20 protein-coding genes are annotated in these 24,808 nt (G+C 71.7%); 8 read left to right on the top strand and 12 right to left on the bottom strand.

All coding sequences use genetic code 11. The features are described from left to right. Window positions 1-33 precede the first annotated feature (33 nt). On the top strand, window positions 34-2,430 hold the full coding sequence (locus IPJ95_04860) for a thiol-activated cytolysin family protein (protein ID MBK7922951.1): 2,397 nt from the start codon (window positions 34-36) through the stop codon (window positions 2,428-2,430). A 67-nt stretch (window positions 2,431-2,497) separates the two neighbouring features. Here the strand turns inward: IPJ95_04860 and IPJ95_04855 are convergent, their stop codons facing one another. After that, a complete protein-coding gene (locus IPJ95_04855) occupies window positions 2,498-3,130 on the bottom strand; it encodes a gluconate 2-dehydrogenase subunit 3 family protein (protein MBK7922950.1) in 633 nt (210 codons plus the stop codon). Further along, a complete protein-coding gene (locus tag IPJ95_04850; protein ID MBK7922949.1) occupies window positions 3,127-4,824 on the bottom strand; it encodes a GMC family oxidoreductase in 1,698 nt (565 codons plus the stop codon). The genes IPJ95_04855 and IPJ95_04850 overlap by 4 nt, the downstream gene beginning before the upstream one ends. 158 nt (window positions 4,825-4,982) lie before the next feature. On the opposite strand from IPJ95_04850, the gene IPJ95_04845 reads away from it, so the two are divergent. From IPJ95_04845 to IPJ95_04835, 3 genes are all read left to right on the top strand, one after another. Next, entirely contained in the window at window positions 4,983-6,068 is a 1,086-nt protein-coding gene (locus IPJ95_04845) for a histidine kinase (protein ID MBK7922948.1), read from the top strand. Next, on the top strand, window positions 6,065-6,829 hold the full coding sequence (locus IPJ95_04840; protein ID MBK7922947.1) for a response regulator transcription factor: 765 nt from the start codon (window positions 6,065-6,067) through the stop codon (window positions 6,827-6,829). The genes IPJ95_04845 and IPJ95_04840 overlap by 4 nt, the downstream gene beginning before the upstream one ends. Window positions 6,830-6,932: 103 nt before the next feature. Continuing rightward, window positions 6,933-8,909, top strand: a complete 1,977-nt coding sequence (locus tag IPJ95_04835; GenBank protein ID MBK7922946.1) for a pyrroloquinoline quinone-dependent dehydrogenase — start codon at window positions 6,933-6,935, stop codon at window positions 8,907-8,909. A gap of 30 nt (window positions 8,910-8,939) precedes the next feature. On the opposite strand, the gene IPJ95_04830 is transcribed toward IPJ95_04835, so the two are convergent. The 5 genes from IPJ95_04830 to solA all read right to left on the bottom strand — a co-directional run bounded on the left by IPJ95_04830 (window position 8,940) and on the right by solA (window position 15,570). Continuing rightward, window positions 8,940-9,821 (bottom strand): TIM barrel protein, encoded by an 882-nt coding sequence (locus IPJ95_04830; protein ID MBK7922945.1) that lies wholly within the window; start codon window positions 9,819-9,821, stop codon window positions 8,940-8,942. 8 nt (window positions 9,822-9,829) lie between these two features. Next, complete coding sequence (locus IPJ95_04825; protein MBK7922944.1) at window positions 9,830-11,290, bottom strand: beta-lactamase family protein; 1,461 nt, start codon at window positions 11,288-11,290, stop codon at window positions 9,830-9,832. 84 nt (window positions 11,291-11,374) lie between these two features. Next, a complete protein-coding gene (locus tag IPJ95_04820; GenBank protein ID MBK7922943.1) occupies window positions 11,375-12,616 on the bottom strand; it encodes an MFS transporter in 1,242 nt (413 codons plus the stop codon). 100 nt (window positions 12,617-12,716) lie between these two features. Further along, window positions 12,717-14,279, bottom strand: a complete 1,563-nt coding sequence (locus tag IPJ95_04815; protein ID MBK7922942.1) for a PAS domain S-box protein — start codon at window positions 14,277-14,279, stop codon at window positions 12,717-12,719. A 124-nt stretch (window positions 14,280-14,403) separates the two neighbouring features. Then, window positions 14,404-15,570, bottom strand: coding sequence for an N-methyl-L-tryptophan oxidase (gene solA, locus IPJ95_04810; protein ID MBK7922941.1), 1,167 nt, complete (start codon window positions 15,568-15,570; stop codon window positions 14,404-14,406). A 162-nt stretch (window positions 15,571-15,732) separates the two neighbouring features. Between solA and IPJ95_04805 the strand changes: the two genes are divergently transcribed. The 4 genes from IPJ95_04805 to IPJ95_04790 are packed head-to-tail and all read left to right on the top strand — an operon-like array spanning window position 15,733 to window position 21,882. After that, complete coding sequence (locus IPJ95_04805; protein MBK7922940.1) at window positions 15,733-16,527, top strand: IclR family transcriptional regulator; 795 nt, start codon at window positions 15,733-15,735, stop codon at window positions 16,525-16,527. Next, entirely contained in the window at window positions 16,524-17,420 is an 897-nt protein-coding gene (locus IPJ95_04800) for a cyanophycinase (GenBank protein MBK7922939.1), read from the top strand. The genes IPJ95_04805 and IPJ95_04800 overlap by 4 nt, the downstream gene beginning before the upstream one ends. Before the next feature lie 23 nt (window positions 17,421-17,443). Continuing rightward, window positions 17,444-20,464, top strand: coding sequence for a TonB-dependent receptor (locus IPJ95_04795; GenBank protein ID MBK7922938.1), 3,021 nt, complete (start codon window positions 17,444-17,446; stop codon window positions 20,462-20,464). A 41-nt stretch (window positions 20,465-20,505) separates the two neighbouring features. Beyond that, entirely contained in the window at window positions 20,506-21,882 is a 1,377-nt protein-coding gene (locus IPJ95_04790) for a RagB/SusD family nutrient uptake outer membrane protein (GenBank protein ID MBK7922937.1), read from the top strand. An 81-nt stretch (window positions 21,883-21,963) separates the two neighbouring features. On the opposite strand, the gene msrA is transcribed toward IPJ95_04790, so the two are convergent. From msrA to IPJ95_04765, 5 genes are read right to left on the bottom strand one after another with little or no spacing between them, the layout of a single operon-like run. Further along, entirely contained in the window at window positions 21,964-22,503 is a 540-nt protein-coding gene (gene msrA, locus IPJ95_04785; GenBank protein ID MBK7922936.1) for a peptide-methionine (S)-S-oxide reductase MsrA, read from the bottom strand. Then, window positions 22,504-22,923, bottom strand: coding sequence for a heme-binding protein (locus tag IPJ95_04780; protein MBK7922935.1), 420 nt, complete (start codon window positions 22,921-22,923; stop codon window positions 22,504-22,506). A gap of 9 nt (window positions 22,924-22,932) precedes the next feature. Next, complete coding sequence (locus tag IPJ95_04775; GenBank protein ID MBK7922934.1) at window positions 22,933-23,226, bottom strand: hypothetical protein; 294 nt, start codon at window positions 23,224-23,226, stop codon at window positions 22,933-22,935. A 16-nt stretch (window positions 23,227-23,242) separates the two neighbouring features. Continuing rightward, complete coding sequence (locus IPJ95_04770) at window positions 23,243-24,409, bottom strand: aromatic ring-hydroxylating dioxygenase subunit alpha (protein MBK7922933.1); 1,167 nt, start codon at window positions 24,407-24,409, stop codon at window positions 23,243-23,245. 8 nt (window positions 24,410-24,417) lie between these two features. After that, entirely contained in the window at window positions 24,418-24,789 is a 372-nt protein-coding gene (locus IPJ95_04765; GenBank protein MBK7922932.1) for a hypothetical protein, read from the bottom strand. Window positions 24,790-24,808 lie beyond the last annotated feature (19 nt).

Raw genomic sequence — 24,808 nt, 5'->3', positions numbered from 1 at the left:
GGCGGGCGCGGGGTGCCTGACCAGGGAGGAACGATGCGCGGACGATCGATCAGAGGCTGGGCCGGCCGGGCGGCGCTTGCCGCCATGCTGGCGGGATGCGGCGGCAGCGAACCCGGGACCGGGCCCGGCGGCGGCGAGACGGCGGGGGAGTTCCTGGCCGGCCTGCCGAGCTGGGACGAGTACGCGCCGCCCGGCGTGGTGACCGACTCGGTGGTGGACAGCACCCGGACGCCGGTCGCGATCCGGGACACGGTCGCGAGCGTGACCACCGTGGACACGGCGGGCGTGGTGACCACGCGGACCAACGTGGCCTACGCCTGCACCGACGTGCCGTACACCCTGAGCAAGAACCCGCAGCAGATCGTGATCTACAACCCGGACCAGGACATCCTGTTCCCGGGGGCGCTGATCCAGGGGAAGAGCCACGCGCTGCAGGCGGGGTCGCTCAAGGGGATCACGGTCAAGGAGCGGACCCCGATCAATGTCTCCATCCCGGGGTTCAGCTTCCCCACCGGGAGCAACTTCCGCACGGTGGACACGGTGGACCAGGCGCACGTGGCGCAGGCCATCGGGAGCATCGTGGGCAACTACACCGCGGGGGGGCTGCAGGCACCGACCGCCAGCACCTTCGAGATGCGGACCTACAACTCCGAGAAGGAGTTCGCGCTGCAGGCGGGGCTCTCCGGCAAGTACCTCGGCTTCTCCGCCAAGGCCAGCGGCAGCACCAGCCGCAACTCGTCGGAGACGACGGTGGCGGTGCAGTTCTACCAGCGGATGTACGACGTGGTGGTGGCGGCGCCGCCGACGCCGGCGCAGTGGTTCACCAGCCAGTTCACGCCCGCGAAGCTGCAGGCGCAGATCGATGCCGGGTTCATGGGGCAGGACAACCCGCCGATCTACATTTCGCAGGTGACCTACGGCCGCAGCATGATGTTCACGCTGACCTCGACGGCGAGCGAGAGCGACATCCGGGCGACGCTCAATGCTTCCTACAAGTTCGTGACCGGGCAGGCGGGGCTGGACCTCTCGGCCCAGCAGCACGAGATCCTGTCGCGGTCGCGGATCGCGATCACCTCGATCGGCGGCAACGACTCCGCGACCATCGCGATGATCCAGAGCGGCGACTGGCGGGCGTACTTCACGCAGAGCGCGCCGTTCAGCACCGCGGCGCCGCTGTCGTACGTGTTCAAGAACGTGGGCGACGGCAGCATCGCCAAGGTCACCGAGGCCACCAACTACAGCATCCGGGCCTGCCAGGAGTACAGCACCCTGCCGGGGCAGTTCCTCTTCGACCCGGTGCAGAGCATCACCGCGCCGGTCGCCACGCCCTTCGAGACCCGGCTGGTGGACGTCGATAACGACGGCAGGATGGACCTGGTGTGGAACCACCGTGGCGTGACCAGCAACCAGCTGGCCTTCGCGCTGGGCCAGGCCAGCGGCACGTTCGCGGCGGCGGTGGTGGTGAGCCACCCCGACACCGCGGCCGAGGGGTGGGGGAACTACGGGTTCCAGAGCGGCGATTTCAACGGCGACGGCAAGGCCGACGTGGCGTGGAATCATCGTGGCGCGCTGAACAAGACCTACGTCGCCGTCTCTACCGGGAGTGGCTGGACGTTCGCGGCCGCCCAGCAGCGGCCCGAGGGCGGCTGGACCCCGTACCAGTGGTTTGTCCTGGATACCGACGGGGACGGCGACGACGACCTGGTCTTCAACCAGCTCGGCGCCACCAACCGTACCTACGTGAACTTCTCCAACGGCGACGGGACCTTCGACATGTCCCAGACCTACTACGAGCCGGCGCCGGGCGGGTGGAGCGCGTACGCAGCTTTCGTGGGCGAGATCGACAACAATGCCCGGCAGGACCTGATCTTCAACACCGTCGGCCCCAACACCGGCAACTGGACCTATACCGGGCGCTTCAACGCCGGCGGACGCACCTACACCCTGTCGAGCGCACAGCAGCACTTCACCCCCTGCTGCTGGCAGGCGTACCAGCGGATCACCGGGGACTTCAATGGCGACGGGCGGACCGACCTGTTCTGGTCCAGCGCGGTGAATTCCGGCGGTCGAGCGCTGCACGGTGGGCTGGCCAATGGCAGTGGCGGGTGGACCTACCTCAACCCGTACCTGGCCATCCCGCTGGAGAGCGGCGGCGGCTTCACGGCGCAGGTCGGCGACATCGACGGCGACGGCTACTCCGACATCATCTGGAACCAGCTCGGCGCCACGTCGAACAAGGTCCAGACCGGTCGGGGCAAGGCGGACGGCCGTCCGGAGATCTCCCCCGCGGAGCAGGTGCACCCGGCGCTCACCAACTGGAGCCAGGCCACCACGCTGGTGGGCGACGTGACCGGCGACGGCCGGGACGACCTGGTCTGGGTGATCCCGGGGGCCTCGGTGCAGGTGTACGTGGCGGAGGCCCAGCCGTAGCGCGGGAGGGATGAAGCGGGTGTCGCAGGGCGCCGGGGGAGCGGAGGACCGCTCCCCCGGCGTCACGTCAGTCGTAGCTGACGCCGAGCTTGCGGAGCGCCTCGGGCGGGCAGCCCTGCCACTCCATCACGAACTCGTTCCCCTGGTAGCGCAGGTCCCGCACGCCGATCTCGCTCGAGAAGAAGCCGGAGGCGGTGAGGTCGCGGAAGCGGTTGAAGAACGCCACGCCCTGCGAATGCTCCGGCCGGGCCCGCCTGGGCCAGGCGATGTCGTCGAGGATGGCGCGGCGCTGCGCGTCGGCCAGCTCCCCGAACGCCCGCCCGAAGCGCTCCCGCGCCTCGGTGTCGAGCCAGGCCAGCCCGCCCCGCATCCAGGTCTGCATCCCCTTGTTCTCGTCGAGGATGAAATCCATGAACTCCGGCACCCCCGCGTCGAGGGCGCCGCCGGAGCGGCCGTCGCGCGGGATCACGAGCTCCGCGAGCATCCGCACGGTGGCGTACTCGTGGTCCGTGAAGAACACCGGGGTGAAGGCTGCCGCGCGCAGGGCCTCACGGGCGGCGGTGGCGGCCCGGTGCACCTCCGCCGGGGAGAATCCCGCCGCCACCAGGGGGACCGCGGCGAGGGCCGCGAGGGCCTCGCGCCGGGTGGGGTGCTCCGGCTCCGAGGCGCCGAGCCGCCGAGCCACCGCGTCGTCGTTCACAACTCCCCCCGCTTCATCGCCTGGGTGATGTAGTCGCTGGCGCGCATCGAGAGCGCCAGGATGGTCCAGGTGGGGTTCTTGTCCGCCTGCGACACGAACGAGCCACCATCGGCCACGAACAGGTTCTTCACGTCCCACGCCTGGCACTGCGCGTTGAGCACCGAGCGCCCGGGGTCGGCGCCCATCCGGACGCAGCCCAGCTCGTGGATGATCGCGCCGCCGTTGGCGATGCCGTACCCCTGCTCCTTCGTCGGCATCGACGACCAGACCTCCCCCCCCATCTCGGCCAGGAGGGCGCGGAAGGTCTCCTGCATGTGCTTCACCTGGTTGAGCTCGTGGTCGGCCCACTTCCAGTGGAAGCGGAGCACCGGGATGCCGAACTGGTCCACCACGTCGGGGTCGATCTCGCAGAAGCAGTCCTCGTTGGGGATCTGCTCGCCGCGGCCGGAGAAGCCGATGGTGGCCCCGTAGTAGCGGCGGTAGTCGTCCTTGAGCTGGCGGCCGTAGCCGCCGCCGCCGGGGTAGTTCTGGATCCCGCCCATGAAGCCGTAGGACGGCTGGCCGAGGCCGCCCCAGATCTCGATGTGATAGCCGCGGGGGAAGTCGAGCTTCCGGTTGTCCAGCCACCACGGCATGTAGAGGTGGGCGCCACCGACGCCGTCCTCGTTGTGGGTCACGTGGTCCACCATGCGCGGGATGAAGCCGCCCACGTCGGTGCCGGTGGTGTCGGTGAGGTACTTGCCCACGGTGCCGCTGGAGTTGGCGAGGCCCTGCGGGAAGCGGGGCGACTTCGAGTTGAGCAGGATCCGCGCCGACTCGCAGGCGCTCGCGGCGAGCACCACCACCCGGGCGTCGATCCGGCGCTCGGTGCGGGTGGCCTTGTCGATGTACAGCACGCCGTCGGCGCGGCCGCGGGCGTCGAGGGTGACCTCGCGCGCCATGGCGCCGGTGATGAGCGTGAGCCGGCCGGTCTCCAGGGCCGGCAACACCAGCACGTTGGTGGAGCTGAAGTTGGCATTCACCGAGCAGCCGCGGTTGCACTGGCCGCAGTAGTGGCACCCCATCCGTCCGTTGTGGGGCCGGGTGAGGATCGAGAGCCGCGAGGGGATGCAGGTGACCCGGTGCGCGTCTGCCGCCTGCTTGACCAGCAGCTCCCAGCAGCGGGGCCTGGGCGGCGGCAGGAAGATCCCGTCGGGGTGGTTCTCCAGCCCCTCGACGCTGCCGAAGATCCCCACCAGGCGGTCCACTTCATCGTACCAGGGCTTGAGGTCGTCGTAGCCGATGGGCCAGTCCTCGCCCAGGCCGTCGCGCGACTTGCCCTTGAAGTCGTGGGGGCCGAAGCGGAGCGAGATCCGCCCCCAGTGATTGGTGCGGCCCCCAAGCATCCGCGCGCGCCACCAGTCGAACCTGGTGCCGGGCGCCCGGGTGAACGGCTCCCCCGGCACGTTCCACCCCCCGATGCAGGCGTCGAACTCGCCGAAGGGGCGCTCCGGGGTGCTCGCCCCCCGCCGGGGCGACTGGTGCGCCCAGGTGAGCATGGCCGAGTCCTTCGTGTTGTCCCACATGTCGCCGGCCTCGAGCAGCGCGACCCGCGCGCCGGCCCGGGTCAGCATGTAGGCGGCCATCCCGCCACCGGCGCCGGAGCCGATGATGCAGACGTCGAAGGGGGCGGTACGGGGCTGGAGGTGGGGCATGGGCGGGGGGGAAGGGAGAAAGAGGAAGCGGGAAGCGGACCCGTCGAATCTCCGCCGCCAACCGGGCGGCGTCAACCGTCGGTCCCGCCCGTCCCGGGCGGAGTCCCGCTGGTCCCCGCACCATGGCGGCCAACCGGGCCGGCTGCCACATTCGCTGCATGCGTCCCCGTCGGCCGTGGCTGGCACCGCTGGTGGTCTTCGCCGTCTTCACCCTGCTCGGGTTGTCGAAGGCGCTGCACTTCTGGCTCGACGACCTGGCCCGCCGTCACGCCGGGACGCTGCCCACCCGGCTCCTCGAGGAGCTGACCGGCGGCTATGCCGGGGCGCTCCTCTTTCTGGGGCTGGCCTGGCTGGTCCGCCGCCTGCCGCTCACCGGGGAGCGGTGGCCCGCCCGGCTGCCCGCGTATCTCGCGGCCATCCTGGTCGGCGGCGTGCTGCACACCACCATCATGTGGCTGAGCCGGCTGGCGCTCTTTCCGCTGGCCGGCCTGGGGCCGTACGACTACGGCCTCATGCGCTACCGCTATCCGATGGAGTTCGCGCTGCAGCTGCCCAACAGCGTGCTCATCATCGCCGTGCTGCACGGCTGGCGCGGGTACCAGGAGGGCCGGCAGCGGGAGCTCCGCGCCTCCCGGCTGGAGGCGGAGCTGGCGCGGGCGCGGCTGGAACGCCTGGAGGCGCAGCTCGACCCCCACTTCCTGTTCAACACCCTCAACGGGATCTCGTCCCTGATGTACACCGATGCCGCCCGGGCCGACCGGATGCTGGCCCGGCTGGCGGAGCTGTTGCGGCTCAACTTTGCCCGGGACGGCGGCTCCGAGGTGACACTGGCGCAGGAGCTGGCCTGGCTCGAGGCCTACCTCGAGATCGCGCGGCTCCGCTTCGGCGAGCGGCTCACGATCCGCACCGCCATCGCGGCCGACGCGCTCGCCTGCAGGGTGCCCCGCCTGATCCTCCAGCCACTGGTGGAGAACGCCCTGGAGCACGGCGTGGAGAAGCGGGCGGGACCGGCCGTCGTGCGCATCGCCGCCGAGCGACATGGCGACCGGCTCACCCTGGTGGTGACGGACGATGGCCCGGGGCTCCAGGCCGGCACCGGGAAGCACGGCGTGGGCCTCGCCAACACGCGGGCGCGCCTCGCGGTGCTGCACGGCGCCGCGGCGGCCCTGGGCATCGCCGAGCCGCCGGGCGGCGGGGTCGAGGTCCGGCTTGAGCTGCCGGCCCACGCGGGGGCCGCGCCGTGACCGCGCTCCGCGTGGCGATCGTGGACGACGAACCGCTGGCCCGCGACAAGCTGCGCGCCTTCCTTGCGCGCCACCCGGCCTGCGCCCTCGTGGGAGAGGCGGGTGACGGGCTCGAGGCGGTGCAGCTGCTGGAGACCGTGCGCCCGGACCTGGTGCTGCTCGACGTGCAGATGCCGGAGCTCGACGGCTTCGAGGTCCTCGGCGCCGTGGAGCCGCTCCCCGACGTGATCTTCGTGACCGCCTTCGACCGCTACGCCATCCAGGCCTTCGAGCAGGGCGCGGTCGACTACCTCCTCAAACCGGTGGCCCCCGATCGCTTCGATCGCGCCATCGAACGGGCCCTCGCCCGTCACGCCTCGGCCGACCCCGCCGCGCTGGCCCGGCAGGTGGCGGCGCTCTGCGCCGCGGTGGCGCCGACCCGGCCCCGGGTGGAGCGATTCCTGGTCCGGGAGCGGGACCGCTCCCGCCTGGTGCCGGTGGCCGCGGTGGACTGGATCGAGGCCGCCGGCAACTACGTCAAGCTGCACGCCCGGAGCGGCACGCACCTGGTGCGCACCCCCCTGAAGGAGGTCGAGGCGCGGCTGGACCCGGCGCGGTTTGCCCGGATCCATCGCACCGCGATCGTCAACCTGGACCGGGTGCGCTTCCTCGAGCCGGCGTCGCACGGCGACCAGGCGGTGCTGCTCGAGAGCGGCGAGCGGCTCACCCTGAGCCGCCGCTTCCGCGACGCCCTGCCGCGCATCCTCGGCGACGGCGCGTAGCCCCGGTCGGCGCGCCCCGCTCGTCCCGCCCGCGATCCCGCTGGTCCCGAACGTCTGGCTCCGCCGGCGGCAGGGCCATACTCTAGGGCCATCCCCCGACGGAGTGGATCCCGTGTCGCCACGCATCTCCCGCTTCCGCCCACTGGGCATCCTGCTCGTGCTCGGCCTCGCGGCCTGTTCCCGGGGCCCGGGCGCCGCGGCCCGTGCCACCAGTCACGACACCGGGTGGGGCGCCTACGGCGGCGATCCGGGCGGCGGCCGGTTCTCCGCGCTGCGGCAGATCGACACCGCGAACGTGGGCCGGCTGGCGCTGGCCTGGACCTACCGCACCGGCGACGCCACCCACGACGATCACAGCGAGGGGCCGGGCACGAGCTGCGGCCGCTGCCACACCGGCGCCAGCAAGTTCGAGGCGACGCCCATCCTTGCCGACGGGCGGCTCTACCTGAGCACGCCGCTCAACCGGGTGATCGCGGTCGATCCGGCCGCGGGGCACGAGTTGTGGCGGTTCGACCCGGGGCTCGATCTCAAGGTCGAGCGCTCGGAGGGCTTCGTGTCGCGCGGCGTGGCCTTCTGGAAGGGACCGGCCGGCAGCGGCTGCGCCTCGAGGATCTTCTTTGCCACCGTCGACGCCCGGCTCTTTGCCCTCGACGCCGCGCGTGGCACGCCCTGCCCCGGCTTCGGCGAGGCGGGCACGGTCCACCTCGATCGCGGCGTGGGGGAGGTGCAGGTGGGGCAGTACGGCGTCACCTCGCCCCCGGCGGTGCTCGGGGACCTGGTGATCGTCGGTTCCGCCATCGGTGACAACCGGCGGGTCGACATGGAACGCGGGGTGGTCCGCGCCTTCGACGCCGTGACCGGCGCGCAACGCTGGAGCTTCGACCCGATCCCCCGCGATCCGCGCGATCCGGCCTACGCGTCCTGGGACACGACCGCGGCGCGGATCACCGGCGGCGGCAACGCCTGGGCCCCGCTCTCGGTGGACACGGCGCTGGGCCTGGTCTTCGTTCCGACCGGCTCCGCGGCGCCGGACTTCTTCGGCGGGCTCCGCCCGGGGGACAATCGCTACACCAGCTCGGTGGTGGCGCTCGAGGGCCGGACCGGCCAGGTGCGGTGGCACTTCCAGGTGGTGCACCACGACCTGTGGGACTTCGACGTGGCCAGTCAGCCGGTGCTGGTCACCGTGCCGCGCGGAGGCCGGGAGGTACCCGCGGTGGCCATCGCCACCAAGCTGGGGCACCTGTTCGTGCTCGACCGTGCCACCGGCACGCCGCTCTTCCCGGTGGAGGAGCGCCCGGTGCCCGCCAGCGAGGTCCCCGGCGAGGTGGCCGCGGCCACCCAGCCCTTCCCGGTGCTGCCCCGGCCGCTCTTCGACGGCCCGCTCACCCGCGACAGCCTCTGGGGCCTCGACGACGCCGAGCGCGACGCCTGCCGCGCCCAGTTCGACCGGATGCGCGCCGGGCCGATCTTCACCCCGCCGAGCCTCGAGGGCACGGTGATGTACCCGGGGTATGCGGGGGGAACCACCTGGGGATCACTGAGCTGGTCGCCCGAGCGGCACCTGCTGGTGACCAACCTGCTCCGGATCCCGCTCTACGTGAAGCTTGAGCCGCGCGCCTCGGCGAGCGACGGCAACCAGCGCGGCACGCCGTACACCATGAGCCGCGGCATGCTGGCCTCGCCCAGGGGGCTGCCGTGCAACGCGCCGCCCTGGGGCAGCCTGGTGGCGATCGACCTCGCCACGGGCGAGCGACGCTGGCAGGTGGCGCTGGGGCAGGTGCCCGAACTCGCGGCGGCGCCGGGGAGCGAGGCGTGGGGTTCGCCCAACATGGGCGGGTCGATCGTGACGGCGGGCGGATTGGTCTTCATCGGCGCGGCGATGGACGACTACCTGCGGGCATTCGACCTGGAGACCGGCCGCGAGCTGTGGCGGGGGGCGCTGCCCGCCGGCGGTCAGGCCACGCCGATGACCTACGCCATCGACGGAAGGCAGTACGTGGTCATCGCCGCCGGGGGGCACGGCAGCCTCGGCACCACCTTCGGGGATCACCTGGTGGCGTTCGCGCTGCCCGGGCGGTAGGGCCGGGGTCGGCGGCGCCGAGGGGCCGCCCTATCCCGCGCAGATCATCCGCGCCTCGCGCAGCCCCGCCTCGGGCGCTCGGGTGGGGATGAACTCGTGGGCGAGCCAGCCGTCGAACCCGGTGTCCGCGATCGCCTGCGCGATGCCGGCGTAGTTGAGCTCCTGGGTCGGGTCGAGCTCGTGGCGGCCGGGATTGCCCGCGGTGTGATAGTGGCCGATCCAGTGGCCGTGGTTCCGGATGGTGCGGATGACATCGCCTTCCATGATCTGCATGTGGTAGATGTCGTAGAGCAGGCGCACCCGCGGGCTGTTCACCGCGTACATCAGCTTGAGCCCGAACGCCATCCGGTCCATCATGAAGTCGGCGTGATCCACCCGGCTGTTGAGGAGCTCGAGGCAGATCGTCACCCCCTGCCGCTCGGCCAGCCCCTTCACCCGATCGAGCCCCTCCACGCAGGCCTCGAGCCCCGCCTCCTCGTCGCGGCCCTCCCGGTTTCCCACCATCGCGATCACGTTCGGCACCCCGAAGCCCGGCGCCTCGCTGAGCGCCCGTTCCAGCTCTGCCACCAGCAGCGGGTGGTGGGCCCGGTCGTTGAGGCCGCGGCGGATGAAGTCGCGCCGCTCGGTGGGAGTGCCCATGGAGCAGAGGAGGCCATGGTCCCGCGCGATGGACCATTCCTTCTCGGTGAGCAGGTCCACCGCGCCGAAGCCCAGCCGCTGCACCATCGGGAAGAACTCGGCGTCGGGGAGGTCGCCGAACGGCCAGCGGCAGACGGACTGCTTGAGCCGGCCCGGTGGCTCGGTGCCTCGGCGGCCTGGCAACTCGGCGGCTCGAGGGCCCGGCGGTTCGGCCGGCATCGAGAGGCCCAGCGTGCCGGCGGCGGCGAGCCGGACGGCGTCACGGCGGTGCATGGCGCGCCTCACTGCGGGTTGAGGAGGAACTCCTCGATCCGGCCGTCGGGGGTCCGGTACATCAGCGCCTGCACGGTCAGCCCCTCGAACACGAAGGCCACCACCGCGACCTCCATGCCGCCGCGCTCGGTGCGGAAGCGGAGCTGCACCGACTTCGGTTCGCCGAGCGGGCCCAGGCGGTCCCGGGCACCCTGCACCCGGTGCGCGTTGAGGAAGTAGCTGTACTCGTCCGAGAGCGTGCCCCGGTCCACGGTGCCCTGCTGCAGGCTCGCGAAGAGCGCCTTCGCCGCATCCACCGCCGCCGGCCCGTGGATCTCGGGCGGGGTCGGGGGTTCACTCTCGGTGGTGCTGTCGGCGGGCACGGCGAGTTCGGGCGGGGGCGCGGTGCCGAAGAGGAGGCCCGCCGCCGCCATGCCGAAGCCGCTGCCGGGGCCGCCGGTCTCGCTGCTCGAGAGCACCACCACAGCGGAGCGATTGCCGGGCGCGAAGGTGTTGCCGGCGATGAACCCGCTCACCGCGCCGCCATGCGAGAGAGTGAGCCAGCCGTTCCGCTGGCCCACGTCGAGCCCGCCGCTGTACCCGGTGTTGCGCCCGTCGGCCAGCCGCCGCGGCGTGGTGAGGAAGCGCCAGCTCTCGGCACCGACCACCTTGCCGGTCATCAGGGCCAGGTCCCAGCGCGCGATGTCGGCGGCGGTGGCGTAGATGCCGCCGGCGGCACCGGTCCAGCCGCTGGCCTCGGGGGTGGCGGGCTCCAGCGGGCCCAGGGCCCACGAGTTGTAGCCGCGGGCGACGCCGGGCGAGCGCGGATCGGGCTCGAAGCGGGTGTGCCGCATGCCGAGGGGGCGGAAGATCCGGGTCTCGAGGAAGCGGCCGAAGGGCATGCCCGAGACCCGCTCGATGATGCGCCCGAGGATCAGGAAGCCGGTGTTGCTGTACGACCAGCGGGTGCCGGGCTCGAAGTCGAGCGGCCCGGTGCCGTAGCGCCGGATGATGCTCTCGGTGGTGGCCGGCGCGGCCATGCGGCGGTCCACGAAGTCGAGCGGGTAGTAGTCGGGATAGCCGGAGACGTGCGCCACGAGGTCGCGGATGCGGATGTCCGAGGCCCGGGTGAGCATCGGGTACCACTTCGACACCCGGTCATCCAGGGAGAGCTTCCCCGCCTCCACCAGCAGCAGCGCGGCCACGGTGGCGAACTGCTTGGTCACGGACCCCACCGCGAAGAGCGTGGTGTCGGTGACCGGCTCGCCGGTCTCGAGGTTGGCCACGCCATAGCCCCGGGCGATCACCGTCTGCCCCTCGTAGAGCACCGCCACGGAGAGGCCCGCCACCCGGCCCTCCGCCTGGTACTGTTGCGCCAGGGAATCGATGCGCGCGGCGACCGACGCCGGCGTGGGGGCCGCGCGCTGCTGCGCCGCGAGCGGCGTGACCAGCGTGAGGAGGACGAGCAGCCAGCGCCGCAGGATGCGCATGGTCGGATCCGGTGAGGTTGGGTGACGGCGGGGGACGCCGGGAACGTACCGCCGGCGCGGCGGAGCGTCCAGCGACCGACGCCCCTAGCCGTCGATCTCCACTGCGAGCCATAACAGGGCGCCGGCCACCGCGAAGCCGGCCGTCGTGGCCAGTGCCACCGGCCAGCCGAAGGCATCCACCGTGACCGGCACCAGCAGGGCGCCGATCCCGCCCACCACGTTGCCCGCGGTGTTGAGCACCCCGCAGGCGCCGGCGGAGTCGCGCCCCGCCACCGCCACCGTGGCCGCCCAATACACCGGGTCGGTGGCCTGCTGGAACCCGAGGCAGGCCGACAGCAGCGCCACCGCCACCAGGGGCGCCTCGGCGCGGGCCACGGCGAAGATCAGCGCCCCCGCGCACAGCAGGCTCACCAGCGCCGGCCAGCGACAGCCGAAGGTGAGCCCCCGCCGCCGCGACAGCCGGTCGGTGACGAAGCCCCCGGCCAGCGCGCCGAAGGCCCCGACCAGCCACGGTGCCGCAGCGTACCACCCCCCCTGCAGCAGGGTGAACCGGCGCTCCTCCACCAGGTAGATCACCAGCCAGTTGAAGAAGAAGTAGAACAGGTAGTTGCTGCAGAAGTAGCTCAGCGTGAGCAGCCGCAGGTTGCGGTTCCGGAGCAGCGCCCGCCAGGCACCAGGGCGGGGGGGCGCCGCGTCGCCGGCCGCCCGTTCCCCCGCGATGTACGCCGCTTCCGCGGTGGAGACGCGACGGTGCTCCGCGGGGTGATCGCGATAGTACCACCACCAGAGGGCGGCAAAGAGGAAGGCCATCGGCGCCGTGAGCACGAACGACTGCCGCCACCCGAGCGTCACCACCAGCCAGCCGATGAGGGGGCCGGCGGCGGCCGAGCCGAAGGCCGCCCCCGCGTTGGTCACCGCGTTGGGGAGCCCCCAGGCGGAGACCGGGAACCAGAGCCGGATGGTGGCCCCCCCGATGATCGGGAAGAGCGGGGCCTGGGCCGCGCCCATCAGGAAGCGGAGCACCGCCAGCAACCCCACCAGGGCCAGCGGCGGCAGGACCGCCGTGCCGGGGAGGACGCCGGGCAGGAGGTTGCAGAGCCCCCACGCCACGACCACCACGGTGAGGGCGCGCCGGGCGCCGAAGCGGTCGCCGAGCAGCCCGCCGGGGAACTGGAACAGGGCGTAGCCCCAGGCGAAGGCCCCGAGGACCAGCCCGAGCTGCACCCGGGAGAAGCGCAGGTCGGCGGCCAGCGCCTCGCCGGCGACCGACATGTTGATGCGGAGGATGTAGGCGATGAAGCTCGCCACGCAGGCGAGGCCGATCATCTCCCAGCGGACGCCGGAGCGGCCGGGATGGTGGGGACCTGTCAGGCGAGGGGCTCTGCGGTGAGGGGTGCCCCCAATCTACCCCGCGCCGGCCGCCCGGCTAGCTGGCCGTGGTGGGGCGGAGCGCGCCGCTGATGGCCCGGGCCAGCTCGGTGAGCAGCACGGGCTTCATCAGCACCTCGCGCACGCCGACGGCCTGGAGGGCCTCGGGGGAGAACTCCTCGACGTGCCCGGTGGTGAGCACCACCGGGAGGCCGGGGCGGGTGCGCGCGAGTTCGGCCGCCAGTTCGAGCCCGCTGCGGTCGGGCATGGTGAAGTCGGTGATCACCAGGTCAAAGCTGTAGGGATCGGCGCGGAACAGCGCCAGCGCCTGCCCACCCGAGATGGCCACGGTCACGGTGTAGCCCAGGCCCTCGAGGCGGCGCTGACCCAGGCGGGCCAGCGGCGGCTCATCGTCCACGAACAGGATGCGCTCACCGCCTCCCATCGCGGCCTCGGGGTCGGCCGCCACCGGCTCCGTCAGCACCGCCTCGACGGCGGGGAAGTAGCAGCGGACCTCGGTGCCTTCGTGCAGGGTGCTGGCCAGCCGCACCGCGCCGTCGTGGCTCTTCATGATGCCGTGCACCATGGCCAGGCCGAGCCCGGTGCCGGAGCCGGCCGGCTTGGTGGTGAAGAACGGGTCGAACACCCGGGAGACCACGGCGGGGTCGATGCCGCAGCCGGTGTCGCGGACCGTCAGGAGGGCGTACGGACCCTCGTGCAGGTCGGGGTTGGCCCGCGCCATGCTGTCGCGGACGTAGAGCGGCTCCACCGCGATGCTGAGCATCCCGCCCTCGACCATGGCGTGGGCGGCGTTGGTGCACAGGTTCATGAGCACCTGGTGCACCGAGGTCGGGTCAGCCATGACCGGCGGCGCGTCGGCGCGCACGTCGAGCCGGATGTCGATGGTGCTGGGCAGCGTGGAGCGGAGCAGGCCGGTGACCTCGTCGATCGACGCCTTCAGCCGGACCGGCTGCCGCACCGACTCGGAGCGGCGGCTGAAGGTGAGGATCCGGTCCACCAGCTGGCGCCCGCGGTCGGCGTAGGTGCGCAGCTGGGCCAGGTCCGCCGCCTCCTGCCGTCCGTGCAGCGGCTTGGCCAGCAGCTCGGCGTAGCCGATGATGCCGTTGAGGATGTTGCGGAAGTCGTGCGCGATGCCCCCGGCCAGCGTGCCGACCGCCTCGAGCTTCTGCGACTGGCGCAGCTGCTCCTCGAGCTCCCGCCGGTTGCGCTCCGCCTCGACCCGCGCGCTGATGTCCACCACCGACGCCAGGACGAACAGCCCCTCCTCGGTGATCACCGGGGTGAGTCCCACCTCGAGCGGCACCTCGGTGCCGTCCTTGCGCCGCCCATGCAGCTCCCGCCCCGCGCCCATCGCCCGCACCTTGGGGCTGGTGGTGAAGTCGCGCCGGTCCTGGGCGTGATGCCCATGGAACCGCGCGGGCACCAGCAGCTCCACCGGCTTCCCGAGCAGCTCCTCCCGCACGTACCCGAACAGCCGCTCGATCTCGCGGTTGACCAGCACGATCTGGCCCTCGGCATCGCTCATCAGGATGCCGCTCGGCGACGACTCGACGGCGGCGCGGAGTCGCTGGTCGGTGGTGCGGGTCGGGTCTGGATGCATGAGGGGGTCCGCGGGACTGCGAGAGGGGGCGTGGTGCTTCAACTATAGTAAGGCGTCCGCCGCCTCCCGCTAGGATCCAGCTTTCGGGCACCCGGCACAAAGCGCCGCACGGGAGCCGGATATGCTACTGCATGTAATTGCGTCTCGGGTTGCGCTCCTGCAGGATCGGACGGGAGAACCCGAAGGCCCCGAGGTCCGACGGGGTGGTGCCGGCCAGCGCCAGCTCGCTGAGGATCCGGCCGATCACCGAGGCGAACTTGAACGCGTGCCCCGCCCCGATGGCCACCACGATGTTGTCGTGCTCCGGGACCCGGTCGATCACGAAGTCCCGGTCGGGGGTCAGGGTGTACAGGCAGGTCTTGGTGTAGAGCACCGGCCCCAGCGCGCGGGGCAGGTGCCGCTCGGCCCAGGCGTGGACCCGGGCGAAGTTCTCCGGGTCGGGCTCGAAGCTGCGGGTGTCCGCGGTGGTGGGCCGCCCGCCGGCGTCCTGCGCGATCTTGGTGGCGGCCTCGCCGAAGACCGGGAAGCCGTAGTAGCAGGGATCGTCCATCCAGATCCACACCGGGAAGCGCCCCGGCTGGAACTCCCGCAGGTGCGGGGTGGCGTAGTAGGTCACCTGTTCCTGGGTGACCTCGAGCGGCAGGGGCTGCCCCAGCATGCCGAGGACGGCGTTGCTCCAGGGGCCCGCGGCGACCACCAGCTTGCGGCAGCGGTACGCCACGTCGCCGGCCACCACCTCCACCTCGCCGCCCACGCTCCGCACCGACGTGACCGGGGCGCCGTCCCGCAGCGTGGCGCCATGCTCCCGGGCCATGCGCTGGTGGGCGGCGTTGGCCCGGGCCGCCATGGCGATCCCGCCATCCTCCTGGAAGATGCCGTGGCAGTCATCGGTGATGGCAAACTGGGGGAACCGGCGCCGGATCTCCGGGGCGTCGAGATGCTCGAACGCCACCTGCTCCGCGGTCAGGCTGGCGAGGTAGGGGTCGAGCGGGATGCGGCTCTCGCGTGGGGCGAGGTCGAGCCCGCCGCACTTGAGGATGCAGGCCTCCCGGGCGTCGGCCTCGAGCAGCGCCCACGACTCGTAGGCGCGCCGGGCCAGGCGGACGTAGGCGGGGGTGTGATAGGAGAGGCGGATGATGCGGGAGTGGTCCTGCGACTCGCCCCGCACGTGGCCCAGCTCGAACTGCTCCAGCCCCAGCACGTCGCGGCCGGCGCCGCGGGCCAGCCAGTAGGCGGCGCTGCTGCCGAGGCCGCCGAGGCCGAGGGCGATGTAGTCGTAGTCGGTGCGCATGGGGCGGGGAAGGTGGTGGTCGCCGGCCGCCCGCGCCAGAGGGTACCCGTCACAGGCCGGAACAGGGTCTTGACGCCCCGCCGATTGGAGCGAACCTTAGTCCACATAGTGAAACCCCATTCCATTGCTGTCCCCTCCGCGCGTCCGGGCGGTACCCAGACGGTGACGCGGGCCTTCGCCATTCTCCGGGTGTTCAGCGACGCGCGGCGGGAGTGGACCCTCGCCGACCTGTCCCGGACCCTCGGGCTCACCAAGCCGACCACCCTCCGCCTGCTCGGCGTCCTGGAGCGTGAGGGCATGGTGCAGCGGAGCCGCCCGGGCGGGAGTTACCGGCTGGGACCGCGGGCCATCGAGCTGGGCGCGCTGGCGCAGCGCTCCATCGACTTCCAGTCGATCGCGCGGCCGGAGCTGGAGCGGCTGGCCTGGACCACCGGCGAGACGGTGAGCCTCGAGATGCTGGCGGGCACCGAGATCCTGGTGCTCGACGAAGTGCGGGGCCGGCGGCAGGGCAGCTGGGGGGAGTTCGTGGGGGCGCGGTGGCCGGCGCACGCGGCCGCCACCGGCAAGGTCCTGCTCGCCGCCGCGCGGCAGGAGCGGAGCGATGCCTGGCGGCAGTTCCTCGCCGCCACGCGGGGCCGGTTGCCGCGCTTCACGCCGCGCACCATCGTCTCGATGCCGCGGCTGGGCGAGGAGCTGACCCAGGTGCTGCGCCGGGGGTACGCCACGGCCATCGAGGAGCTGGAGCTCGGCTACGCCGCGATCGGGGCGCCGATCGAGAACCACACCGGCCGCACGGTGGCGGCCATCTGCCTCGGGGCGCAGGCGTCGCGGCTCACCCGGGACCGCCGCACGGTGCTGCAGCGGGCCCTGGTGGAGACGGCGCGGCGCATCTCGGTGCAGCTTGGCGCCAACGCCGTGCTGCGCCCCGTCCCGGTAGCGGAAGCGCGGCGCGGATGAAGGCGGCCACGCTCCTCCTGCTCGTGGCGGCGGCCGCGGCGCCCGCGCTGGCCGGCCAGGCCCGCGGCCACCTGTTGATCGTGGGCGGCGGCAGCCAGCCCGACGCGCTGGTCACCCGCTTCGTGGAGCTGGCCGGGGGGCGCGGCCGGGCCCGCATCGCGGTGGTGCCGATGGCCAGCGAGGAGCCGCGGGAGACGGGCGAGGAGAAGGCGGTCCAGCTGCGGGAGTTCGGGGCCGACGCGGTGGTCCTCAACCTGACCCGGGCGGAGGCGGCCGACAGCGCCGTGGCGGCCCGGCTCGAGGGCATCACCGGGATCTGGTTCACCGGCGGCGACCAGGTGCCGCTGGTGGCGGTGCTCGGTGGCACGCCGGCCCTCGCCGCCATGCAGCGGCGCTACCGCGCGGGGGCGGTGGTGGGGGGCACCTCCGCGGGGGCGGCGATCATGGGCGATTCCATGCTCACCGGCAACCAGCGGCGCCCCGACAGCCTCGGGTACTACGGCGACGAGTATCCCGAGATCGCCCGGCGCACCATCGAGGTGGTGCCGGGCCTCGGGTTCCTTCCCGCCGCGATCGTGGACCAGCATTTCCTGCGGCGGGAGCGGCAGAACCGCCTGCTGGCGGTGATCCTGGAGCGGCCCGGGTTCCTCGGGGTGGGCATCGACGAGGGCACGGCCGTGGAGGTCGGTCCCGACGGCCGCTGGCGGGTGCTGGGGCGGAGCAGCGTGGTGGTGTACGACGCGCGCCGGGCGGGGCGGGGCGCCCCGGACGGCGCGCTGGGCGGGACGGACATCCGGCTTCACGTGCTGCCGCCCGGCAGCACCTTCGACCCGCGAACGGGGCGTGGGCACCTCCCCGGCGCGGCGGCAGTGACGGGCTCGCACGGTCCCTGAATTCCCTCATGGAGGTGTTTGGTATGCAGTCCTGGCGACGTTGGTCACACGCCCTCTTCGGCGGCGTGCTGCTGCTGGTGCTCGGCTGGGCACCCGCCGCGGCACAGTCGATCAAGGGCACGGTGACGGATTCGGCGAACCAGCGGCCGCTGGAAGGCGCGCTGGTCTCGGTGGTCGGCACCAACAAGCGGGCGATGACGCGGGCCAACGGCGAATACGAGCTGACCGACGTGGCCGCCGGTACCCTGCTCGTGCGGGTCCAGATGATCGGCTACGCCCCGGCCGCGCGGCGCCTCGCGCTGGCGGCGGGGGATGACGCCACCATGGACTTTGCCCTGGTGCTCAAGCCCATCGAGCTCGAGGAGATGGTCTCCATCGGCTACGGCACGGTGGCCCGTGACAACCTCAGCACCGCGGTCAGCACGGTCAGCGCGGAAGAGGTGAACGGGCAGGCCAACGCCAGCGCCGACGCCGCGCTCGCGGGCCGGGCACCCGGCGTGCAGGTGATCCAGAACGCCGGCAACCCGGGCAACGCGATCAGCGTGCGGGTGCGCGGCACCGCCTCGATCACCGCCAACAACCAGCCGCTCTACGTGGTCGACGGCGTGCCGGTCATCTCCGAGGACCTCTCGCAGCTCGGCGTGGGCGGCCAGGGCATCCGGGCCATCACCGGCCTGAGCGCCGAGGACATCGCCTCCATCGACGTGCTCAAGGACGCCGCCTCGGCCTCGATCTACGGCTCGCGCGGGTCCAACGGCGTGGTGCTCATCACCACCAAGCGCGGCCAGGAGGGCAAGGGCACGGTCACCTTCAGCAGCTACTACGGCAGCCAGAGCGTGCTGAAGAAGATCGACCTGCTCAACGGGCCCCAGTACCTCGAGTACATGCGCGAGGCCGCGGCCAACGACGGCTACGACCCCGATGACTGGTTCCCCGCCACCGGCGCCAACACCGACTGGCAGGACGAGGTGTTCCGCTCCGCCCCGATCAGCGGGGCCGAGATCGCCGCAGCCGGCGGGACCGACCGCATCCGCTACCGGGTGTCCGGCTCCTGGTTCGACCAGAAGGGCGTGGTCATCACCTCGGCGTACCGCCGCCTCGGCGGCCGCGCCAACCTCGACTTCCAGGCCACGCCGCGGCTGTTCATCACCACCGGCCTGGCGATCACCGGCGAGCGCAACAACCGCATCGAGGCCGACGACAACCTCGAGGGCATCGTCGGCAACGCCATCGCCCACGAGCCCTACTTCCCGGTGCGGCAGCCGGACGGCCGCTTCACCAGCATCGCCGACGGCATGGCGTACGTGAACACCATGGACCTGGCGGCGCACAACACCACCAAGGCGCTCACCAACACGGTGCTGGCCAACATCGAGGCGCGGTACGACCTGGGGCACGGCCTGCAGCTGACCGGCCGGGCCGGCGCCGACCTCTACGGCCTGACCGAGGAGCAGTACCAGTCGCCGCTGGTGCCCGGCTCGGACGGCGCCAAGTACGGCGGCGTGGCCAAGCGGGGCTACTCCAACGGCCGCCGCTACGTCTTCGACGCCTTCCTCAACTATGACCGCAACTGGGGCGGCCGGCACCAGCTCAACCTGACCGCCGGCAGCAGCATCGAGCGGAGCCGGACCGACAACAGCTTCATCCGCGGCGAGATCCTCACCGACGAGAAGCTGCACGAGGTCAGCAACGCCACCAACGCCACCCAGTTCTCCGGCACCTTCGCCGAGAACGGGCTGGTGTCGTACCTGGGCCGCGTCAACTACACCCTCGACGGCAAGTACCTGCTCGGCCTGGCGTTCCGGCGCGACGGCGCGTCGGTGTTCGGTCCCGACAACCGCTACGGCTTCTTCCCCGGCGGCTCGGCGGCGTGGATCATGAGCCGCGAGGGCTTCCTGGCCAACAGCCGGAGCATCAGCCTGCTCAAGCTGCGCGCCAGCCTGGGCCGCACCGGCAACCAGGGCCTCGGCGACTATCCCTACCAGAGCACCTACTGCACCGCCAACTACGGCGATGAACCGGGCTACTATCCCTGCAACCTGGGCAACAACGCCCTGGGCTGGGAGAAGACCACCCAGACCAACCTCGGCTTCGACCTGGAGCTGTGGAATGGCCGCGCGGCGTTCACCGCCGACTGGTACAACAAGTCCACCACCGACCTGCTGCTCAGCCGCCCCATCCCGGGCAGCAGCGGCTACACCTCGTTCACCGACAACATCGGCGCCATGCGGAACCGCGGCCTGGAGCTGGTGTTCACCGCCGTGCCGCTGCAGCCCACCCGGGCCGACGGCCTGCGGCTGGTGACGACGATCAACCTGTCGTTCAACCGCAACCAGGTCACCGCGCTCTACAACGACCAGCCGTTCTCCACCGGCTACTACGACATGAACCGCGTGGCGGTGGGCCACCCGCTGGGCGAGTTCCACGCCTACAAGTTCCTGGGCGTGGACCCGACCACGGGCGACGCGATCTACAAGGACACCAACAACGACGGCGACATCACCACCGAGGACAAGACCTTCGTCGGCAACCCCTGGCCGGACTACACCGGCGGCCTCACCACCACGGTCAGCTGGAACCGGTTCGACCTCACCGGCTTCTTCCAGTTCAGCAAGGGGAACAAGGTCTTCAACGGGATGCGGGTCTTCTCGGATGAGGGCGGCTACAACTACGACAACAAGTTCAGCGACGTCCTCGATCGCTGGCAGCAGGCGGGCGACCAGACCGACCAGCCCCGCGCCAGCTTCGACGGCACCTCGGGGGCCCGGCTCATCTCCTCGCGCATGATCGAGGATGGCTCCTACATCCGCCTGCAGGACCTGACCCTGGGCTACCAGCTGCCCGAGGCGGTGGCCGCCAGCATGCGGCTGTCGAACGCGCGGCTCTACATCCGCGGCCAGAACGTCTTCACCAGCACCGACTACAGCGGCTACAACCCCGAAGTCAACAGCAACGGCTCCACCGCGAGCGCCTCCCTGGCGACCGACTTCTACGCCTATCCGGTGGCCCGCACCTGGTCCTTCGGCATCCAGGCGGGGTGGTAACCATGACGACCATGACCTCGCAGCTCCCGAAAGGCGCTCGCATGTTCAAGCGCTCCCTGTTCGCGCTCCTCGCCATCCTGGCGACCGGCGCCTGCAACAGCCTGCTCGACACCAGCCCGCCCGACCAGCTGTCGGACGACAAGACCATCAAGACCCCGGCCGGCGCCCGGGCCGCCCTCGCGGGCGCCTACAATGCGCTGCAGAGCGGGTACTACTACGGCGGCACCTTCACCCACTTCGGCGACCTCTACGGCGACAACGCCAACCATACCGGCACCTTCACCAGCTACCAGGAGGCGGCGCAGCACACGTTCTTCGCCGACAACTCCGACGTGACCGGCATGTGGAACGCCATCTACGAGGCCGTGAAGCGGACCAACGTGCTGATCGAGAAGGTGCCCAACGTCCCCGGCTTCGACCCGGTGGAACAGGACCAGATCCTGGGCGAGGCGTACTTCCTCCGCGCCCTGAGCTACCATAACCTGGTCAAGTACTACGGCGGCGTCCCGCTGCGGCTGCAGCCGATCACCGATCCCGACGCGGCGGCCAATCTGGCCCGCGCCACGGTGCCCGAGGTCTACGCCCAGATCATCGCGGACCTGACCGAGGCCGAGACGCGGATGAGCAACACCACGTCGCCGACCAGCCATGCCACGGTGGGCGCGGCCAAGGCGCTGCTGGCGCGGGTGTACTTCTACGACGGCAACTACGCCCAGGCCCTGGCCAAGGCGCAGGAGGTCGAGGCCCTCGGCTACGCCCTCGCGCCGAACTACGCCGACCTGTTCAACACCGACGCGGCGTCCACGCCGGAGAACGTCTTCACCCTGACGTTCAACCTCAACCAGTTCAGCCTGCTCGGGTACTACTGGCTCTCCGACCTGCTCAACGCCGGCGCGGGCCGGTTCGAGATGGGCCCGACCCAATCACTCATCGACGCCTACGACACCCTGTCCACCGACACCCGGCTGCCGTGGAACATCCAGCCCGACCCCTCGGGCGGCGGCTGGGTCGAGGGCACGCAGGGCGGTGGCTCCTACGGCACCAAGTTCCCCTCCCCCAGCGGTGACGAGGACTTCCACGTCATCCGCTTCGCGGAGGTGCTGCTGATCAAGGCCGAGTCGTTTGCCGAGCAGGGCTCGCTCGACAGCGCCGTGGCCAACTACAACCAGATCCTGGCGCGGGCCGGCCTCGACACCGACACGCTCGGGGTGGACATCAACACCCAGCAGGAGATCCTCGACCGGATCGACGTGCAGCGCCGGCTCGAGTTTGCGGAAGAGGGCGACCGCTTCCCCGACCTGGTGCGCAGCGGCCGCGCCCAGGCCGTCCTCGGCATCGCCGCCTTCCGGGAGCTGTTCCCGATCCCGCAGTCGGAGATCCAGGTGGCGCCGAACGTGACCCAGAACCCGGGCTACTAGTCCGCCCGCGGGTCGGCACGGCAGAAGGGGGTGGAGCCATCGGCTCCACCCCCTTCGGCGTGTCGGCACCTGCCCGCCACGCTACTCCTTGCGGAGCAGCTCCAGGAACCGGGCGCGCACCTTGGCCACCTTGGGCGCCACCACCGCCCGGCAGTACGGCTGGTTGGGGTTGCGGCGGTAGTAGTCGTCGTGGGAGGCGTCGGCGGGATAGAACGCCGTGAGGGGCACCACCTCGGTGACGATCGGGTCGTCGTAGATCCCCGCGGCGGTCAGCTCCACGATCACCTCCCGGGCCGCCTGCGCCTGGCCGGCATCGTGGCAGAAGATGGCGGAGCGGTACTGGGTGCCCTCGTCGGCGCCCTGCCGGTTGAGGCTGGTGGGGTCATGGATGGTGAAGAAGACCGTCAGCAGGTCACGGTAGGCGATCTGGGCCGGGTCGAAGGTCAGCTGGACCACCTCGGCGTGGCCGGTGTCACCCTCGCAGACCGCGCGGTAGCTCGGGTTGGGGACGTGGCCGCCGCTGTACCCCGACTGGACCCGCTCCACCCCGCGCAGCGGCTGGAAGGCTGCCTCCAGGCACCAGAAGCAGCCCCCGGCCAGGGTGGCGAGCGCGGTGGCCATTCAGCCGGTGGCCCCGACCGCCGCCAGCGCCGCGGCCGCCACCTCGCCGTCCTGCACCGACGTCATCCCGCTGATGCCCAGCGCGCCGACGATCTGGCCCCCCACCCGGACCAGGACGCCCCCCTCGAGCAGCAGCATGCCGGGGAGGGAGAGGAACCCGGTGCGGCCGGCCGCCAGGCTGTCCTCGAGCACCTTGGTGGAGCGGCGCATCCGCGCGGCGCTCCGGGCCTTGAGGATGGCGATGTCCTCGCTGCCCGGCTGGGTGCCGTCCATGATCTGGAACAGGAGGAGGCCGCCGGCGGGGTTCACCACCGCCACGGCGATGGTGGCCTGCCGGGCGAGGGCCGACGCGATGGCGGCGTCGGCAAGCTGCCGCGCGCCCTCGAGCGAGAGGGCGCTGGTGGTGTGGATGGGGAGCATCGGGGGAATCTACTTCACGTGCCGGAAGGTCAAGCCCCGCACGGCCAGCGACATGGTGGAGGCGTTGACCTTGTACTTGCGGGCCAGCGCCTTGATGAGGGCGCCCTTCTTGTAGAGGGCGCGGGCCTGCCGCACCGTGGCCTCGGTGAGCTTGGCCTGCAGGTTCTTGCTGCCCTTGCGGCCGGCTGCCCCGCCATACCGTCTGGGCTGGCGGGTGGAGGAGAACCGCGTCAGGACGTCCGCGCGCTTCCGGCTGCGGCGGGCGGTCTTGGCGGACTTGGTGGTGCGCGATCGAGAAGCCATGGTCGGGTCGGTCGGGTTAAGGTTGCGCCGAGGGCGGTCCATCGCCCACGGGCGGCAGGCGGTCGGTCAGGTAGTTCCGGATATCCAGGCTCAGGCTTTCCATCGGGGCGTAGAACCCCCGGGTGAACTTCCGGCTGCCCATGCCCCGCTGCACGCTCTCGCAGATCACCCAGTCCTGCCGGTTGGTGATGTCCCAGAACTCCACCGCATCCATCGGGTCGAACGCCGGACGGGCCATCTCGTCCGGGTGGAACAGGAAGTCGCAGATCACCGTGGTGCGGCCCGCCTCGTGCGGCCACAGGGTGAACGCCGCCGCGTGCTCGGCGGCTAGTGAGAGCATGAAGTTCGGGTACAGCAGCTCGCCCTTGTGCCGGATCAGCTCGTCGTCGTTGAGGCCCGGGAACGGACGGCGGCTGGTGGTGCCGCTCATCGTAAAGGTCCAGGCCCCTTCCCGGTGCGGCACCCCCCGGTCCCAGTCCAGGTCCGCGCCGCCCTTCTGCTTGAACGCGGGCACCACCCGGCAGAGTTCCGGGTGCACCGGGCCGCAGTGGTAGCACTCGTTGTAATTCTCGAGGATGACCTTCCAGTTGGCGGCGACCTCGTAGACGATCCGCCTGGCGATCCGCAGCTCTGCGAGCGGGTACCGGCGCACCCGCTCCACCGCCCCGCCCAGCTGCTCCCGCAGCGATCCCGGGACCGGCGCGCCGGGTGCCGGCGCGTCCTCCAGCCGGACAAACACGAACCCGCCCCAGCTCTCTACCGCCGCCCCGAAGAGGGGCAGGTCCTCCCGGCAGAAGCCGTCCCCGTCCTCGAGGAAGGGCGCCGTGCGCAGGCTGCCATCGAGCTGGTAGGTCCAGGCGTGGTACGGGCACTTGATGCCCGAGGCGAAGGTCCCGCTGGGGCGGGCCGCGCTCCCGGCCTGCGGCTTCGGGTCCACCCCAAGCACCAGCTCCGATCCCCGGTGCCGGCAGACGTTGTAGTGCACGTGCAGCTGGCCGTCCCGGTCCCGCACCAGGAGCAGCCGCTCCCCCGCCAGGTCCAGGAGGAGGTAGTCGCCGGCCTCCGGCACCTCCTCTTCCCGCCCCACGCACATCCACTCCCGGGAAAAGATGCGTTCCCGTTCCTGGCGGAACCTGTCAGGCGAGAGATAATACTCCCGATCGAGGGTGGGTTCCAGAGCCATGGCAGAGGTTACCGTTCCCGGGCCGTCCCGGCAAGCCGGGCTCCCGTCAGGCGCAGTTGGATGACGCGCGGCGTGTCGTCCGCGGCGACCGCGTAGACCCGCCCGGCCAGGAACCGGAGGCCGTGGTAGGGCGAGATGCCGGCCATCGTCCGCACGCTGGCCAGCGGCAGGCCGTCCGGACGATACACATCATACGTCACGCCAGCGTCAGATGTCGTGACCGCGACCCAGAGCCGCCCCTCGGGGTCCACCTGGAGGGCCCGGAGGGGCGGTTTGACCCGGGGAATCCGGGACAGGTCTGGGTTGACGCCGCCGGTCTTCTCGAAGAACGTCCGGACGTCCGCTGCCGCCGAGTCCCATGCCGGGCCGGTGACCGGCACGGGGGGCCGCGCGGTCCCA

The sequence above is a fragment of the Gemmatimonadota bacterium genome (assembly GCA_016713785.1).
In the GTDB taxonomy this organism is placed as follows: domain Bacteria; phylum Gemmatimonadota; class Gemmatimonadetes; order Gemmatimonadales; family GWC2-71-9; genus JADJOM01.
Note: the sequence above shows the minus strand (reverse complement) of the source record. Positions and strands in the feature narration are given on the sequence as shown.